General features: G+C 50.6%; 13 protein-coding genes. 8 read left to right on the forward strand and 5 right to left on the reverse strand.

The genetic code is table 11. The features are described from left to right. Positions 1-76 precede the first annotated feature (76 nt). The 5 genes from F566_RS0117865 to F566_RS0117885 all read left to right on the forward strand — a co-directional run bounded on the left by F566_RS0117865 (position 77) and on the right by F566_RS0117885 (position 9,881). A complete protein-coding gene (locus F566_RS0117865) occupies positions 77-1,237 on the forward strand; it encodes an efflux RND transporter periplasmic adaptor subunit (RefSeq protein ID WP_020408387.1) in 1,161 nt (386 codons plus the stop codon). Beyond that, positions 1,230-4,427: an efflux RND transporter permease subunit gene (locus F566_RS0117870; RefSeq protein WP_020408388.1), complete on the forward strand. Its 3,198-nt coding sequence runs from the start codon at positions 1,230-1,232 to the stop codon at positions 4,425-4,427. The genes F566_RS0117865 and F566_RS0117870 overlap by 8 nt, the downstream gene beginning before the upstream one ends. A 128-nt stretch (positions 4,428-4,555) precedes the next feature. After that, positions 4,556-6,352: a di-heme-cytochrome C peroxidase gene (locus F566_RS0117875; RefSeq protein ID WP_020408389.1), complete on the forward strand. Its 1,797-nt coding sequence runs from the start codon at positions 4,556-4,558 to the stop codon at positions 6,350-6,352. A 158-nt stretch (positions 6,353-6,510) separates the two neighbouring features. After that, positions 6,511-7,887, forward strand: coding sequence for a lipase family protein (locus F566_RS0117880; RefSeq protein WP_020408390.1), 1,377 nt, complete (start codon positions 6,511-6,513; stop codon positions 7,885-7,887). A gap of 101 nt (positions 7,888-7,988) precedes the next feature. Next, on the forward strand, positions 7,989-9,881 hold the full coding sequence (locus F566_RS0117885) for a hypothetical protein (RefSeq protein ID WP_020408391.1): 1,893 nt from the start codon (positions 7,989-7,991) through the stop codon (positions 9,879-9,881). A gap of 23 nt (positions 9,882-9,904) precedes the next feature. Here F566_RS0117885 and F566_RS0117890 read toward each other — a convergent pair whose 3' ends face one another. Beyond that, positions 9,905-10,765 (reverse strand): LysR substrate-binding domain-containing protein, encoded by an 861-nt coding sequence (locus F566_RS0117890; RefSeq protein WP_020408392.1) that lies wholly within the window; start codon positions 10,763-10,765, stop codon positions 9,905-9,907. A gap of 92 nt (positions 10,766-10,857) precedes the next feature. Here F566_RS0117890 and F566_RS0117895 point away from each other — a divergent pair, with 92 nt between their 5' ends. Next, a complete protein-coding gene (locus tag F566_RS0117895) occupies positions 10,858-11,094 on the forward strand; it encodes a hypothetical protein (protein WP_020408393.1) in 237 nt (78 codons plus the stop codon). Between the two features lie 126 nt (positions 11,095-11,220). Next, positions 11,221-11,571, forward strand: a complete 351-nt coding sequence (locus F566_RS0117900) for a hypothetical protein (RefSeq protein WP_020408394.1) — start codon at positions 11,221-11,223, stop codon at positions 11,569-11,571. A 21-nt stretch (positions 11,572-11,592) separates the two neighbouring features. Here the strand turns inward: F566_RS0117900 and F566_RS0117905 are convergent, their stop codons facing one another. The 3 genes from F566_RS0117905 to F566_RS0117915 form a co-directional block, all read right to left on the reverse strand. Then, positions 11,593-13,563 carry an alkaline phosphatase D family protein gene (locus tag F566_RS0117905; protein ID WP_020408395.1) on the reverse strand — a complete coding sequence of 657 codons (1,971 nt, stop codon included), beginning with the start codon at positions 13,561-13,563 and terminating at the stop codon, positions 11,593-11,595. A gap of 192 nt (positions 13,564-13,755) precedes the next feature. After that, entirely contained in the window at positions 13,756-14,592 is an 837-nt protein-coding gene (locus tag F566_RS0117910) for a phytanoyl-CoA dioxygenase family protein (RefSeq protein WP_020408396.1), read from the reverse strand. An 83-nt stretch (positions 14,593-14,675) separates the two neighbouring features. Further along, positions 14,676-15,566, reverse strand: a complete 891-nt coding sequence (locus F566_RS0117915; protein ID WP_020408397.1) for an alpha/beta fold hydrolase — start codon at positions 15,564-15,566, stop codon at positions 14,676-14,678. Positions 15,567-15,850: 284 nt separating this feature from the next. Here F566_RS0117915 and F566_RS0117920 point away from each other — a divergent pair, with 284 nt between their 5' ends. After that, positions 15,851-16,537, forward strand: a complete 687-nt coding sequence (locus F566_RS0117920) for a metal-dependent hydrolase (protein ID WP_020408398.1) — start codon at positions 15,851-15,853, stop codon at positions 16,535-16,537. Between the two features lie 114 nt (positions 16,538-16,651). Here F566_RS0117920 and F566_RS0117925 read toward each other — a convergent pair whose 3' ends face one another. Beyond that, positions 16,652-17,044, reverse strand: a complete 393-nt coding sequence (locus F566_RS0117925) for a VOC family protein (protein WP_020408399.1) — start codon at positions 17,042-17,044, stop codon at positions 16,652-16,654. Positions 17,045-17,117: the final 73 nt, after the last annotated feature.

Here is a 17,117-nt window from a genome sequence, read left to right on the forward strand (position 1 = left end):
TTTCTCTAGAGCGCAAACTCTTTCAAGAACTCAATCTATTCCGAGAATTAAAACACTCACAGGAGCTGATCGCTTTATGTCGAGAATCAAATGTCATTCCCTGGCTGCATTCTTTCTGTTGACGCTGACAGGATTCGAAGCCACCGCGGAAAACCTACAGCCATCACAACAACCGGCAGGACAGGAAGTTCGAACCCAGACCATCACCTTACAGCCACATCAACGGCAGTTGGAGGCATACGGGGTGGTTGAAGCTTTTCAGTCCAGCATGATCGCCAGCCGTATAGCGGCTGCCGCGACGGAACTTACTCCCTCTTTTGAACCAGGTGTCCACGTCGAAAAGGGTGAACTTCTGGTCCGCCTGGATAAAACCGAATATCAACGGATGTTAAGCGAAGCCTTAAGTGATCTGGCTGTCGCCAGACTGGCACTGCAGCAACAGCAAGCCACCAGTGATAGCGCCCGTGAAGACTGGTATGCAACCAACACTTCGCCTCCCTCTCCCCTGGCGGTTCAGGAGCCTCAGTTGGAAGCAGCAAAAGCCCGTGTAAAAAGCGCTCAGGCCAAAGTACGAAAAGCCAGATCTGATTTACAGGCCACAGAAGTCCGGGCACCTTTTACTGGTTGGATTACCCAGCGCCACATTAGCATCGGAGACTGGGCAACCACAGGAGCATCCCTGGGTCGTCTGATCAGCGACGATCAGGTCCGAATCAAACTGACGCTGGCACAGCATCAGGCCAACCTCCTGACATCCGTTGAAGCAATGAGTCAAATCGAAGTATCGCTTAGCCCTGGCCGGGAAGACTCTCACACCCCCCGCTGGCAAACTCATGGCCTGGCGCTGGCACCGGTGGTCGACAACGATAGCCGCCAGTTGCACGCCTACACGGTATACCGACAGCCATTCAGCGCGACACCACCTCTGCGTCCCGGTACCTTTGTCTCCGCGACGATTGCCCTTGGTGATTTTCAATCTCTGTACGCCCTGCCTGAATCAGCCCTGTCCCAAAGAAATTCTTTCTTTATCCTGAATCAGGGTTATCTCAAAGAAGTGACGGCAAACATCAAATATCAAAACGCTGGTTACGTTTATCTCTCTCTTCCCGGCTATGTCGACAATGGACCGGAACTGGAAGTAGTCATCCAGGATACCGGGCAGCTCTGGGACGGAGCACCCGCCTATTCGGCTCTTTCCAGCTCACTGGCAGAGGTTAACGGAGACCAGAATGAATAAGCCCTTTACCCCCGATAAAAGCCAACGCCCTTCAGGTCCGCCTTCTGGTATCGTCAGTTGGTTTATATATCACCCGGTCGCCGGAGCCCTTTTGCTGATGATCGTATTGCTCTCCGGCATGACGGCTCTTACCTCACTCAATCAGGAGGTATTTCCGCCGTTCGCTCCAAGCCAAATTGAAATAACTGTCGATATTCGCGGCGCCTCCCCTCACGAAGTAGAGCAGTTAGTCGTGCTCAAAGTGGAACAGGCATTGGCAGGACTGGAGGGAATTAAGCGAATTCTCGCGACAGCAGAACGGGATCGGGCAGCCATAACGATAGAACTGACCTCTAAGGTCAGTCAGGACAGGATGTTGAACCTGATCAAATCCCGGGTAGATGCCATCGACAGCTTTCCAGCCTATGCGGAAAGACCTGTGTTTTCAGCACCGGAACCAACAGACCCCATGATGATCGTCAGTCTATATGGGAATCTCCCATTGCAGGCATTACTGAATCAGGGCCAAAAACTGGAAAAGGCGCTGAGTGCATTGTCGGGCGTCAGTTACGCGCGAATTCAGCACCTCCCGGACATGCAGGTATCGATCACGACAAAACCATCCAGGTTGAACGAATACGGCCTGACACTGGAAGAGATTGCCTCAGCCATTAACAATCACTCTCTGAACCTTTCTACTGGCGACATATCAACCACCAACGGCCGTCTGCAACTCCGCACTGCCGCTCAGGCGTTGGATATTGAGGACTTCCGGCGCATCCCGGTCAAATTTCTACCAGATGGCAGACACCTGGCTATCCAGGACCTGGCAGAGGTCAGAATTGAACCTGTGAAGGAGTTTTCACTGTCCCGATTCAACGGAATTCCCGCCATGACGCTGGATGTCCGCCGGGAAAAGGGTGTTTCACTGGCTGCCGTCAGTCAGGAAGTCACAGGCATGCTGGAATCCTATCAGCAACAACTGGGGGATCGCTTACAGGTGCAGGCCTGGATGGATGAATCACGTGAATTCACTTCCCGCAGCGCGTTGCTCCTGAAAAACGGCATCACCGGATTCTTGCTGATCTGTCTGATCATGGGGATGTTTATTCACTGGCGGGTGGCATTCTGGACTGCCGTAGGCATTCCGGTCTCTATTGTCGGCGCAATGGCTTTACTTTATTTCAGCGGTCTGGATATCAGCCTGAATGCCATCACTCTGTTCGGCTTTTTGATTGCCATCGGACTGATTGTGGATGACGCTCTGGTGATTGGAGAAAGCATTCACAATCAAACGGAAAACCACGGTCACTCCCTGGAAAATATTGCCCTCGGTGCCAATAAAGTGGCGTTACCTGCCACATTCGGCGCGTTAACCACCATCGCGGCATTTTTCCCCCTGACCTTGACTGAGGGCGAAATGGGTAGCCGCATGGGCAGCCTGGGGATTGTCGTGATCTGCTGTTTGCTGGCCTCGCTTCTGGAATCCAAATTAATCCTACCTGGCCACCTCCGGCGCCCTCCCCGTCAACCAGGAAATTCGTTGTCCAGAAGTATGTCAGGCATTGGACAGAAGATTCAGGGCAAAGCAAGTAAAGGCCTGACCGGTTTGCGTCAAGGAACCTACTTTCCGGTACTCGTCTGGGTACTGCAACACCCTTGGAAGGTGCTGACGGCAGCAGCGGGAATATTCACGTTAACCCTCGTCATGGTAATGACAGGTCTGGTCAAGACATCCGTCCTTCCTGACATTGCCGATTACGAGATATCCGGCACCTTTCAGTTGAATCCGAACCTGTCACCGACTCAACGGGATCTTGTCTCACAGCGCCTGGAAACCTCCCTGTTCCAGACGGGGGATGCAATAAAGCAGCAATACCAATTGGATTATGACCCGATTCATCGTCATAGTGTCGATACCGACAATCAATCTGTTCACTTTACGATTGAAATCGCTGCAGTGGAAAACGCCCCCTTTGACGCTCATGAAGTTGCACAGACTTGGCGAGCACACCTCCCGAAGCTTCCGGCAGTGGAATCTGTATTGATTTCCAGCAGCCCCGGTGACGATGAGCAGGTTGCGATACAGCTGTCAGGAGACAACATCACACAACTGGAAGCGGCGGCCAGCCATATAAAAGGCTATCTGGCAGAAATGAACGGGGTGATCGACGTTCGCGACAGCTCAACCTCCCAATCCCGTGATCTGATACTTAAGGTGACCGCTGAAGGCAAATCTGCCGGAGTCACACAACGTTGGCTGAGTGAACAGGTACGTGCGTCTTTTTATGGTATCGAGGCACAACGTATTCAAAACAATCAACAAGAGTGGCGCGTCATGGTCAGTTTCCCTAAAGACCACCGGAATACGCTTACCGACCTCAGGGAAATGGTGGTCGCCCTTCCCAACGGCGCTTTTGCCCCCTTATCCACCATTGCCACCATCGAGTATGTGCAAAATGACACAAGCATATTAAGAATCGACGCAAGACGTTCACTCACCATCTATGCGGGAACTGTAGCCCCTCTTGCCCCAGATGAGGTCGTCGGCATGGTTGAAGAAAACCTGTTATCCCCCCTTTCTGCTCATTACCCCGGTGTGGTCTACAGTATTGAAGGGGAGGTCAAGGAATCAGCAGAATCATTGGCCAGCCTGTTATCAGGGGCCCTGCTCGCCCTGTTTGTTATCTTTGCGCTGATGGCAGTCCCAATGCGGTCCTATCGATTTCCTCTGGTCATACTGGCACTTGCGCCTCTAGGGATTGTAGGGGCGGTTCTGGGCCACTGGATCATCGGTATTCCACTCAGCCTGATTTCCCTGTTCGGGTTAGTGGGACTCATGGGTGTTCTTATCAATAATGGCCTGCTGCTGGTTGACGCCCATCGGGAAGACCTGGAGAAAGGTAAGCCGGTTAATGACGCCATTATTAATGCCTGCCTGCAACGCTTTCGTCCTGTTCTACTAACCTCGGTCACCACTTTTGCGGGCGTTATGCCACTGCTATGGGAAACCGATCCGGAAGCCCTGTGGCTGGTTCCCATTGCGGTTTCGCTTGGCGCTGGTGTACTGGTGGGCACCTTGCTGACATTGATAACGCTTCCAGCAGCCTTGATATTGCTGGATCGCAACCGATATCGGGAGAGGTCCGATGACAATTTCGTGAACACTGAAATACTTCTGGCAGAGCCCCAGAGCGGCAACTATATTTAGGTGACACACTGGCCTGCATTAGTGGTCAGTGTGCTCTCTGTAGTACTTCGTGGCTGTATCACCGATGAGAGTTTCCGTTCGAGTTCTCGCTATAAGGACACTCGCCAAAAGGAAAAAGGATCAAGGCTATGGCCACTATGGACAACAGGATGTTTGTGACAGCCGTCGTGCTATCGGGTATGACAGTCGCCTGTGCCCTGCAGCAGCAGGGTACAGAAATTACTGAAGGGGATCCCGTTCCCGGTGCCAAGGGGAATGTCATTAACCTGGAACAAGGCTGGACTGATGACACCCAGCTAGGCTTTTATTTCACAGCACAGGGCTCCAGAATACTTCCCTATAATTGGTTTCTGGTTCTGGAACAGGCCGACAGCCAGACTCTGTTTCGTGACGACGCCCATATCGAAAAACTGCGCTATCTTCCCTCCAGTAAACTGAAATCCTGGAACCCCGACGGTCTTCCAGTAGGATTTGTCAAAAACACCGGCAGTGACGGCAAAGAATGGATGGGGTTCACCTGTGCCGCCTGCCACACTGCAGAAGTCAGTTACCAGGGACAGAAAATCCGCATAGATGGCGGGCCAACCTTAGGTAACGTACAAGGGTTTAATTTTGAATTGGTACGTGCGCTTAGCCGCACTTATCAGGACGAGGCCAAGTTTGAGCGGTTTGCCAAAAATATTCTTGGCAAACATCCCAGCAAACAACAGAAAGAAGATCTGCGCAGCGAACTACTGGCCCAGACCGAAGAGTTGGGAACCCGCAACTTAATCAACCATTCGGCGCCCAACCAACCGGATTATGGATACGGCCGGGTGGATGCTATCGGCCAGATATTCAATCAGGTCATGGTGCATTTCAATGACATGCCCAACAACGGACACCCTGCCGATGCTCCAGTCAGCTATCCCTTCCTGTGGGGCACTCAGCAGTCCAATGTCGTTCAATGGACCGGATTTGCTCCCAACGGCCCCTTCGATTTTGGTGCATTGGTCCGCAATGCCGGCGAGGTACTGGGGGTTTACGGACAGATCGATATTCCCGACAACAAAAAAACTTTCCGTTATCAATCATCATTCGATGTTCAGGGACTGGGTGATCTGGAGGCCTGGGTGGCGCTACTGGAGTCTCCCCAATGGCCAACGGAATACCTGCCACCAGTTGACCCTGAGATGGTGATACGTGGCGAACTGCTTTACGACCAATATTGCGCCTCATGCCATCAGGTCGTTAGCCGTAAAGATGAGCCCAATATCTACACGGCTGTCCTCACCCCTATCAGTGACGTTGGCACCGATCCCCTGGAATGGACCAACATGATGAAGTGCTATGACGCAGGCAAATATCAAGGCCGAAAAGCGATGGGACTGATCGGTGACCCGATTCCTGCCAGAACCTCTGGACTCGAACCTCTGGTCAACGCGACCATTGGTGGTCTCATTGACCAACCTGCCGCCTCTCTCGATGCGATTGCGGTAGACTACACCACAGAACTGCATTCAGAAAAAGAGCACTATGAGAAAATCAAGGACATCCTTAGCCAATTCAAGTTGCCGGCTTCCGGTCCCACCGGATGCGGGAACGACTTTCCGTTAAGTGAAGGAACCTATAAAGCACGGCCTCTGGGTGGCATCTGGGCAACAGCTCCGTATTTGCACAATGGATCAGTCCCCAGCCTGTACGAGCTGCTGTTGCCCGCAGATAAGCGGTCAAAAACCTTCTATCTCGGGAACCGGGAGCTGGATGTCAAGAATGTCGGCTATGTCTCTGTCCCCACCACCACATTAGCTGATGGGACCGTTATCAGGAATTTCAAATATGACACAACCCTGAAGGGTAACTCCAACAGCGGACACGAATACGGTGCCGGGGAAATGAAAGAATCCCATCGGCGAGAGCTGCTGGAATATCTGAAAACACTATAAGACGCGCGATAAAAGCAAAAAGGCCTGAAAGCCTCTATCACGAGCGAAAATTTGACACGAGGGGGAAATAGAACGGGGACAGATGAGGATGGCATAACGCTTTATTCGGCGCACATGCTGGAGTCTGTCTCCTGGTTTATTTGAAAAGGAGTTTCATTATGTCTGCCAATGCCAATATCGATACCCATCAACTGAATCCTGCCCCGGATAAAGAGCAGGAAAATGAACAGAAAAATGCTCTAAAAAGTGAGCAGAGAAGCGATCAAAAGCCCGACACGCCAGCGCTCAGATCACTCAGCCCCAAAACGTTCAGTGTCGTAAGCCCGCCACCAACAAACGGCTACGAGCAACTCTTGAGTATTGTCCTTGAGGCACTGAAATTCTTTCCTCCGCTTTACATTCAGTCCATCTTCGGGCCAGTGATGAGTTGGCTTCCTCCACACCAGACGGAATCTGAGTTTAATATATTGGACCTGTGGCGCCCGCTACGGACAACCGACTATCTGGTGGACGTGACCGTCCCCGCCTTTTCACACGCCCCCAATCGCTGGTTCAGAACCTTTGCCCCACCTCTGGTTCAGCATTTATTCTGGCGCCCAAGTAATTATTTTCAGCAACCAGATCCGTTTGCCAGTGATAACTCCTTTGCCAACGAACACTGGTTTTTTATCAACGGTGTTGCGACCAATGAACCTGTTGCCCGCATGAATTCGGTGCTGCTGAGCAAATTGTTCAACCGACCTTTAACGGTTGTGCACAATGAAACTGATTCTCTGATCCTGGACCTTTTGCAAGCCGCCATAGGAAAAACCTTCAAGACGGACCCCAGCTTGTCCAAATACCAGACCATGACAGAACCCACCATCAAAGCCACTCTCGCCATTCTGGAAGCACTCAAAGCGCCGGATAAAGATAAAGTGGTGGTGATCTGTCACTCTCAGGGCACCATCATCGCAGCCAATGTACTTCGCGCACTAGGCAAAGCTCTAAGACACGTCAATCAACTGCATAAGGATCCGGGCAGCCTCCCCACCCTCGATTTGCAGTTCATTGATGAACTGGCACTGGAGGTTTTGTTGCGGGGGGATATTCTGGAAAAATCCAATACTGATCTGCAGACGTATCTCACCCGCTTATTGAGTAAGCTCGAGGTATATACCTTTGCCAATTGCGCTGACAGGATGACCTACGTCGCCGAAGTCAAAAACCATCATGGGGATACTATCGGCCTGCCCTATATTGAAAACTTTGCCAATCAGTTTGACCTGGTCGCCCGTCTTGGGGTTTTGTCACCATTACGAGAAAGCGACCCGTCCCTGATCAAGATTGACGGCCCACTGTTTGAAAAGACGGGGCTTGCCGCCTGGGGACATCTTCTCAATCAACACTATCTGTTTGGTATCAGGGACTACCTGGAAGGTGCTCCCGGTCAGGCTTTCAATCCGTATCAACCAATGACGACCAGTGCGAGGCATCATCTGCCACGGTTATACAGTTATTACAATGGTGGTCGCCCCGCTCCTTATATTGACTAGTACAGTAACATGAGTCCGTAAGGTGACAACTAACCAACAGCGCCTGGAACTCATCAGGCGCTCAAACAAAAAAACAACAATGACTACAGGGAATGACGGTCATGATTCGATACTACGAACTCTCAGATCAAGGGGTCGCAACTTCAGTAGAGCCCACTCAAATTACTGATGACGGCAGGAAAGCCGTCATTTTCCTGGGAGGAATACTACAACAGACAGCAGAGCCCGGTCAGGCGCTCAGAGAGCGACTACAAAGCACTTGTTCACATATCAGGGAACAAACACAAATCTACCTGGTGGTACCTTCCGGGACCCGAAATACGGATCAATCCTCCAGTGAAACTCCATTGCCGAAAGCCAAAGATCCAACGATGCCCTATGTCAATATCATCGCCCGGGATCTATTATTCCCAGACTACAAAATTACCGTCTGGAAATGCCTTCCCCAACCTTTGCTAACGGAGGAAATCACCGCCCATCTGCAACACTTTATTCTTGTCGGGGATTCCCAGGACAGATATCTCCTCCAACAATTGGAGAATATCAGCTGCAAAATACTGACATCGGCACGTTTACCTTTGTCAGCCCTCCCCAGTGTTCAAACACTGATGGCAAGACCCTATGCACAGCACAACCGTCTGAGAGCCCTGGGCAATGACGTCCTTAACAGGTTTTACCCATCAACGCCCACATTCCAGGAAACCTTTAGCCAGAGCATTACCCATTCTTACCGGGCTTTCTCGCCGGAAATGCCTTTTTCCGAAAAAGGCCCGAATCCCCAGCCGCTTGATTCAAACTACAGGGATGGGAAACCCTCCTTTTTCCCCATGGAAGGCGAGAGAATTTCGGACCTATATCACCATGAACGGTCAATCGAAGAAGCGATTCGAGATCTATTGGGAGATACCATTGCCAGCCAGAACACGGAGCATTCTCATGAAAAGGAACAAAAACCGAAACAGGAAGAAGGCGATCTTATCCGGCATCAGGCATTACAACGGCTGCTGTCCAATATTTCATTGGAAGACCTGAAATACGACATCTGCACAGAAGTATTTGACCTGCATATTCACCCCGACAGAACCGGTATCTGGAAGCAGACGCTTCTGGTACTGAATGAAATACAGCGCCTGGTGCCGGGAGACGTCCTGCCCTGGCAACGCACTTCAAAATTGTCACTTCGAGACCTCTGCGACATTATTGATCTTGATATCAATGAGATTATCGTCCGGCATTTGATGAGGGCACTTCAAACCTTGATATCCCAGGGACAAATACACTCTGATGATGCCATCCTGATGTGTGAGTTTGTTTTGGAGACCAATGATCCCAAAGTCAACCAACAGACTTCTGAGGCACTGATCGATATGGCCGCCGACCTGATCACCCCCGGTAATCCTCTGATCTACTTTTCCATTGGATGCGGCGACGGACAGGCAGATGCTGACCTGATCAACAGGTTATGGAACCAATACCCCGATCAACAGATTCTCATCGCGGGTATGGATACAAATGCCTTAAAGATGACACACCCGTTTGAATACGGCTTTGACGGCGTGATGATTCCACCTCCTTTACACACCAACCATAAAACGTACCCCACCCTGGCAAGAGAAGCTTTTGCGGTGCCTCATGCTGATGTCCTGATCGTTGATCGCTATGCACTCCATCACTTCGGCACGCCCTATAAACGCATCCAGGAATTACTGGACGGCTGCCCCATGCTGTCTGTTGATGAGCCCGTCAATGCCCTTGAAAGAGCGCATCTATGGTCCCGGGTGACCCGCATTGCCTATGACCTCCTCATGAACTGGGGATTTGATATGGTCAAAGATCAGGACTGGATTATTCCGGCACTATCCACCCATTCACCTCAATCAGAACAGTTTCGAATTCTCTACCGTTGGGCTGAAACTCTGCCGGAGACGGATACTCAGATTCAGGGGGTTTACCCACGAACCGATGTCATTAAATACCAGCCGTTTCAATACTGAATCAGGTCGTTTTCAATATCAGTTCAGGCCACAACCGGAGGCCTGTTCTGAATCCACTCTGCAATCAAACCGGCAAGCACCGAAGACTTGCGATACCGGTTTGCAACAAAGACTTCCGGCAGCGCCGGCAATCCTGCCTCGGCTCCCAGTATTCGGGTTTTGCCTCGCGCAGCATGCGCCGTGCGCGCGGTCACTCCAAGTCCGCCTTCCACGGCACTGATCAGGGCGGACAAACTACTGGTTCGATATACCTCACGCCAGGGCAAATTCGCCTGCCGCAGAACTTCGACGCATATCTGGCGAAACACACATGTTGCACTGAAGCTGGCAATAGGAAGCATTTGTCCCTGCTGCCAGTCAAAATCAGGGCTGGCATGCCAATACATCTGGTAGGCCCCCAGAATATCACCAGAACCAACAGACTCTCGGGTGAGATAAATGACATAATCATACTCCCCACGACCAAAAGCGGCTTCCAGCTCCCGGCTTTCTCCACTTTTCACGGACAATAGAATTTTGGGGTATTGGCGGGCAAACACGGTGAGCTCATGGGTAAGATTACTCTCCACCAGAGAGTGGGATACACCAATATTCAACTCCCCCTCCAATGCCGTTCCCTGAAGGGCAGTCAAAGCTTCACTCTGGAGATCCAGCAACTTACGTGCATATACCAGCATGGTTTCGCCGGCAGGTGTCAGCAATTTTCGTCGACCGCTTTGATAGAACAGCTTCTGCCCCACTCGTTCTTCCAGCCGCTGCATCTGCATACTGACAGCGGACTGGGTTTTATGCAGTCGTTCAGCCGTACGATTAATACCGCCCTGCTCTACAACGTGAATGAAAGTGAACAACAACTCAGTGGAAAGATCGGCCTTATAATTCACATTTATTGAACCATCACATAAATATAATTCGTTTTTTATTATGTTTTGAGGAGAGTAGATTCGCAATAGAAAATTACCAGGAGTCTAAAGCCATGTGCATTTCACAGAGTCATCTCGAAAAGCTTCAGAGCCCTCAGCGAGTAGAGAGCCCTCAGCGGATTGAGAGCCCTCAGCAATCAAACGATCATCAACCAGAAATCAAGCGAGACAGCCATGGGGCTATCGACATTGAGTATTATCTGAAAAAAGCCAGGAAGCTACGTTCAGAAGCGTTTACCAGCGCCTTCAGAGGGAATTCAAAACAAAATACCTCCCGTTCTGCCCTTTAGAGTTTTCGCATTCGCCCCCCTTTTTTAAGCGGGGCTGCCCTTTAAGGATGTGTCCGTTCTATGTGAAAATTGCGGGTTGTGAAGAGTCTTCTCCTCAGCAATAACGAACACCGGAAGGGACAGCAAATGATGAAGCGCATATGTCAGATTCTCTTGATTGTCGCCTCTGGACACTTGCACGCGGACTGTTTGAAAGATTCAAACGGCGATGTGTACTGTGGTCCGGGGTCCTGTGAAATTACCTCAACGGGACAAATTTTCTGCGCCAGTAATAAAAACGGGGGTATCCTGAAAAACCAGTACGGAGAAGTGGTTTGCGGTGTCGGCCATTGTGCCAAAAACTCTAACGGCGAAGTATACTGCTCCAAAGAAATCGACGGCGGTGCAGCAGCTAACAGCAACGGGGAAGTCATGTGCTATCGAGGATGTAACGTAGGCAGTCAGGCATTATGTGTCCGGGAAAAGGGCTACAAATAACGATTGCACGATGACCCGAGGCTACTCCCAGCGAGCTTCCTCCTCATGCAATCTGAACGTTATGTCCTGACCATCAGCGCAGAGCTGCACGGCCTTGCCAGGACTGCCATCAGGCTTCAGCTCCACCCAGCCGATCCCTGAGGCGTTCACCAGCCTCTCCCCTGCGGCAGCGGGAACGGGTTTATGGGGAATCACCCGCATCCCGCGTCGCTTGGTAAACCAGTTTAAAGGTGACCAAGGCGCGTATAACCAGCGGTTCAGACGGTCAAACACTTCCAGCAACCATTTGGGAAATTCGTTACGAATCCCACTACTGGTAATTTGCCAGATATCCGGTCCGCGGGTATGACCACGTAGCTCGATATCATAGACAAACGAGTAATGTACATCACCGGACAGGATAATGAATTGCTGGGGAGTACGGGAATGTCGGAAGAGGTTCATCAGTGCATAGGCCGCCCCGGAGTGCGCCATCCAGTTTTCGGCATCCACCACCAGCGGGTGTCCGAACCAGGTAAACACTCTCTGAATGGTTTCAATGAGTTTCACCCCAAACATGGGCGCCGGAGACACCAGCACAACCGCTTTATGATCCAGCAATTCCTGTTGCAGTTCCGTCAGCGCTTCCCAATCCATCAAACCTGAAGGTTGATTCAGGCTTCTTTCCGAACGCCAGCGATGCGTCCGGGTATCCATCACGATCAGAGCAGGCTCTGTATCCCAGATATAGTGCCAGTGGGAAAAGCGATAGAGCTCATCGATAAAGTTATCATGATGCTCCGTCCCGGGATTCAGCAAAGCTGACTGGGCATGCTCCATCATTTCCGCCGGGAAGTTCTCAGGGGCATTTCCCAGCCCCTGACAGATCAGATACCCGAACAGTGCATTACCGATGATTCGGCGGGACAACGGATGGCCATAGGCAACCTGCTCCCAACCAGCCGTCAAATTCCAATCATCAGTAATGTCATGATCATCAAATATCATCGCCACAGGCAAATGAGCCATTACCCTCCGCACGACATCCAGGTATGTCTGAAACTGCTCAATCACGGCAAGCTCGCGCAGATACAAATCCCGGGCTTCCTGCGTCAGAGACTCGGGGGGAGTCATATCCGTGAACGCCCAGCACGCCGGGGACCACACCAACAGATACATCCCCAGCACTTCCGCCAGCGTTATCAGATGGTTGTGAGCATTGACAGAAGTGAAAACCGGTTTACGCGCTCCGCCAAAGATCAAATCCTTGATATTGTTTCCGGCTTCTGTCTTTGGCAACAATGATTCGCGCTGATAATAATTGGCCTTCGCACCATGAATCAGGTCAGACTCTTCCACTTCACATTTCTGCAAGTGCTCACTGGGTAACCCAAGCTGCGCAATCAGACGGTGAATAGCCACCAGCATGGGGCCGGCTACATCGTCCGCATAAATCTGATCACCGGTCATCACCAGCGCAGAAGGCCACTGCGCAGGATTACCAAGTTGTTCCGAGACCACCTGATCTGCCCTTACCAGACCATCGCCTCCGGGGTGATGCGGCTTACGACAGGAGCCATGAAGTATACGATCCAGGCTCGAACGAATGACAAACCCGGGCATGGTACGACCGGGATAACAAATATCCGGGGCCCATTCCCGCCAGCTCTTCCAATTACTGCTTCCTTCTTCCCCATCTGATTTACCAGTACTGATCTGCAGATCATATCCAATCCAGGCATCACGGGGTAACGGCTGGTTAACCGGTATGTCGAGCAGATAAAAATAAAGGGACTGACCGGCTTTTAGCACAGTCGAGTGTTTGCAGAGTTCGTCAGTTGAAAACGACTGCTGGTGCCCTGGCGCTGGCACCGACTCTGTGCCCTCTTCAGGATGCAGCGACAGCTTGATGTGAATCGGACAAGATGAGGCCAACCAGATTGTTACGCGCTCAGGGGTGATTCGTCGTAATATCGGCCCGGCCAGAATGACGGGAAATTGGGACTGCTGCATGCTCCTACCATGTATCGAGAAAACCTCAGTTTACGACTTGCCGGATGAACCCATCCTGAAGCCGTCGACACTGGTGCCGGAGGTATTCAAAAAGTTTGTTTAACCTTTTACAAGTTCATACGCCGTAAGATAGCAATTCCTGAGGCCCATCGTCACAAACTGACAAATATTTCATCAATAACATCAATGTGCTCAATCGGAAGACATCACAAAATGACCGAGACCTGGACGTTGTAGCCAGTTCTCCTCTGCATACTCACTGGCAGCGTCGACCACATGAAACGTCAACGCGATTCGGGATCGGTCAGATCGATTAGGCGCACTGTAATGGGGAAGATGGCCGTGAAATACCAGTAGGCTGCCCGCCTTTACCGGCATGGCTTGTCCATTCTCGGTCGGCCATGGCAGGTCGCTAAGAGGCTCCATACGCAGGAGCCCCTGCTCACAGAAATAACGCTCACGAAGAGGGCCCTTGTGCCCACCAGGTTCAAGCCAGAGACACCCATTTTCCAGCGTGGCATCCTCCAGAGCGAACCAATAGGTCACCACACTGGTAGGCTCGGTATAAAAGAAAGTGGCGTCCTGATGCCAAGTAACCTCGCCCCCAATTCTCGGTTGCTTGAAGATCACCATGGTCTGATAGAGCGACGGTTGCGAGATTCCGAGGTCTCTAGCAACAGCACCGAATTCACGACGCCTGGCGAATTGCCTATAAAGAGGATCGAGATCATGTAACGCGTGCCCAATCTTGTTAATGGACTGGGATCGGGCTTGCCTTAACTCTCCACCTTCATCGAAAGCCTCTTCTTCGAAAAAGCATCGAATCGTTTCCGCTGACCCCAGGAAATAACGGTTATCAATTCGGGAACGATCTGTAGTGGAAAACTGACCTGCCTGGCTGAGATCATCTTCCTCGATAAATTGATATGCCCGCTCAATGAGCGCCAGACGCTCTCTTTCAGTGACCATATCAGCCAGCAGCAGATATCCCATTTCTTCAAACTGTTGTTTTTGTTCTTCACTCAGCATCTGTTTTTCTCATCTAATATTGTCTGACAAATCAACTGGTACAAGTTGATTTGTGCCTGCCACCAAACAGTCCGTGTCATCAATCAGTCCGCATCGGGGGATAATAGAAACGCTTCCACAGTCTCAATAAATCTATCGGGCTCTTCAAAATGGGGATAGTGACCGGAATGGGAAAACACACGGGACCTATAGTTATGCCGATCTTCCGGTACAAAAAGATCTCCGGCCATGACAAAATCACTGCTTCCCATAATATGCAGAACCCGCTGCCTCAGCCCCCCAAAATCATAGTCTGGCACAATGGCAGCCTTTTGATGAATACTGCCCACCACGGCTTTGAACACGTCATCATTATCTGAAACGCTGCATTGAGCTCTGATGTTTTCCAACTTATCCATCGCTGCCAGGTTATGCCAGTTAAACAGGCCTCGAATATCCCGATTCGTCAGAGTTTCTCTTAACTTTTGCTTGATATCCCATAGACTGGCAGGATCATTGACATCATAGTCGGCCGTCAATGTCAGGCTTTTATAGTCCTCAGTCTGGAATAACTTCAAGAGGATCATATCGATCATAAAGTTCCTCTTGGCAGGAATATCCGCCCTCAACGAACGCCCGAGTAAAACGATACTCTGATCAATCCCCGGATTCACCTGTAAAACATCGTAAATCAGCTTTGCCCCATAGCTGTGAGCTGCAATCGCAGTTATGACAACCCCTTCCGTCGCCAATCTATCCAGCATCGAGAGACAATCATCCACATTCCGGGCATGGCTGTATTGGTCCGCCGATTCTGAATAACCGCATCCCCGTTGATCATAGGACACCCAACCATAGTTCCGGGTAAAACGTTCATGCTGAAGAACCCATTGTTTAAAATACTGGGAATGACTTCCCGGACCACCGTGTATAAACAGAATGGATTCTGCGCGATGCTCTGGATTAACGGTCCACCAGTGCAAAGAAGGCTGCATAAAATGATACTTCCTGTACATATAAAAAGACTTGTCCAGGGAGTGAATATACGCGTTCAAGGAAGTTTGGCAAGCCGGTGTTGGCATCAGACAAAATCTTTGAGGCCACTATAATATTTCGTTATTAAAACACCTTTGAGATATAGGCCGACGCAAAGTCAGACATAAAGTCAGGCGTAAAGACAGACGTATGGTCAGGCGCCATTCAGCTAACCGTTTTTAATATGACCTTTCACCCTATTTTGTTATAGCATGGCCGGCCAGAAGAAGGAAAAGATCGCTAAATGGCTAATTTTAATACACATCTTGTGGGAGGTGCCGCCGCTTCCGGCGTGCTGACTTCAACATTACTCATGACCGGCCTGTTTACCCCAGGACAGGGTATGGCCTTATGGGTGGCAGGCACGATTGCAGGCTTGGCACCAGATCTGGATGCGGATACCACCGCTATTCTCAAAGGGATGTTTAGCGCACTTGGAGTCATCGCATCTTTCGCGGTACTTTTCACATTCCCGAATCTGCCGTTGCTTTATCTATGGGGTGCTATGCTGGCGGCATTTCTCACCATACGCATCGGAGTGTTGGAGATTTTCGCCTACCTGACAGAGCACCGTGGCTCGTTCCACTCACTATTGGCGGCAGTATGCTTTGGACTGGGCTCCGCATTTCTATGTTGGCGCTTCATTGAACAAGGTATCGACTTCGCATGGGCACTCGGTGGCATGGTATTCGCCGGTTACCTCGTTCATCTGATCCTTGACGAATGCTATGCGGTGAACCTTTCAGACATGGAAATTAAACGATCCTTCGGCACAGCCCTGAAACCTGTCAGCATCCAGAATTGGTGGGCCAGCGGGATCTTTCTTGCAATTGCGGTTTACTGCGCTGTTGAATTACCACTTCCCCATAAACTGCATCATGAAGTTGCCAAAATGACGAACCTGGATCAAGCCTGGTTCGCTCGCTCCTAGCATGACTTCGACACCCGGTGTCAGGCTCTGAAAATTAAGCCTGACACCGATATCCAGCTTCTCTCGACTCGCCACAATCCTTGAACAAGCTTCAAAGCCACCGAATCAAGACCTCTACTTAACGCGATAAATAGCACAAAGTTTATTACCGTCGGGATCACGGACATAGGCTATGTACAAATTGCCAAAACTACTTTCACGTATCCCTGGCTTTTCTTCGATTGACTCACCACCGTTTGAAACCGCAATGTCATGAAACTCTTGAACCTGCTCAGGTGAGGCGCACTTAAAACCGATAGTGCCACCATTGGCAAACGTCGCCATTTCATCGTTGATTGGCTCAGTAACACAGAATGTATTTCCCTCATGCCGGTAAAAAATTCTTGTATGACCAGAATTCGCTTGAAGTTTCAGAGGCTCACTTGCTCCGAGAGTTCCAAGCACAGCATCGTAAAAACGCTTCGAGCGCTCGATATTATTCGAACCAATCATGACATGACTGAACATGCATCTTCCCCTATAGACCAAGATTTACTTGTAGTGACGCTGATTGTTTTCTGTATTGAAATCAGCAAAAGCA

It is taken from the genome of Hahella ganghwensis DSM 17046 (genome assembly GCF_000376785.1).
GTDB classification, from domain to species: Bacteria; Pseudomonadota; Gammaproteobacteria; order Pseudomonadales; family Oleiphilaceae; genus Hahella; species Hahella ganghwensis.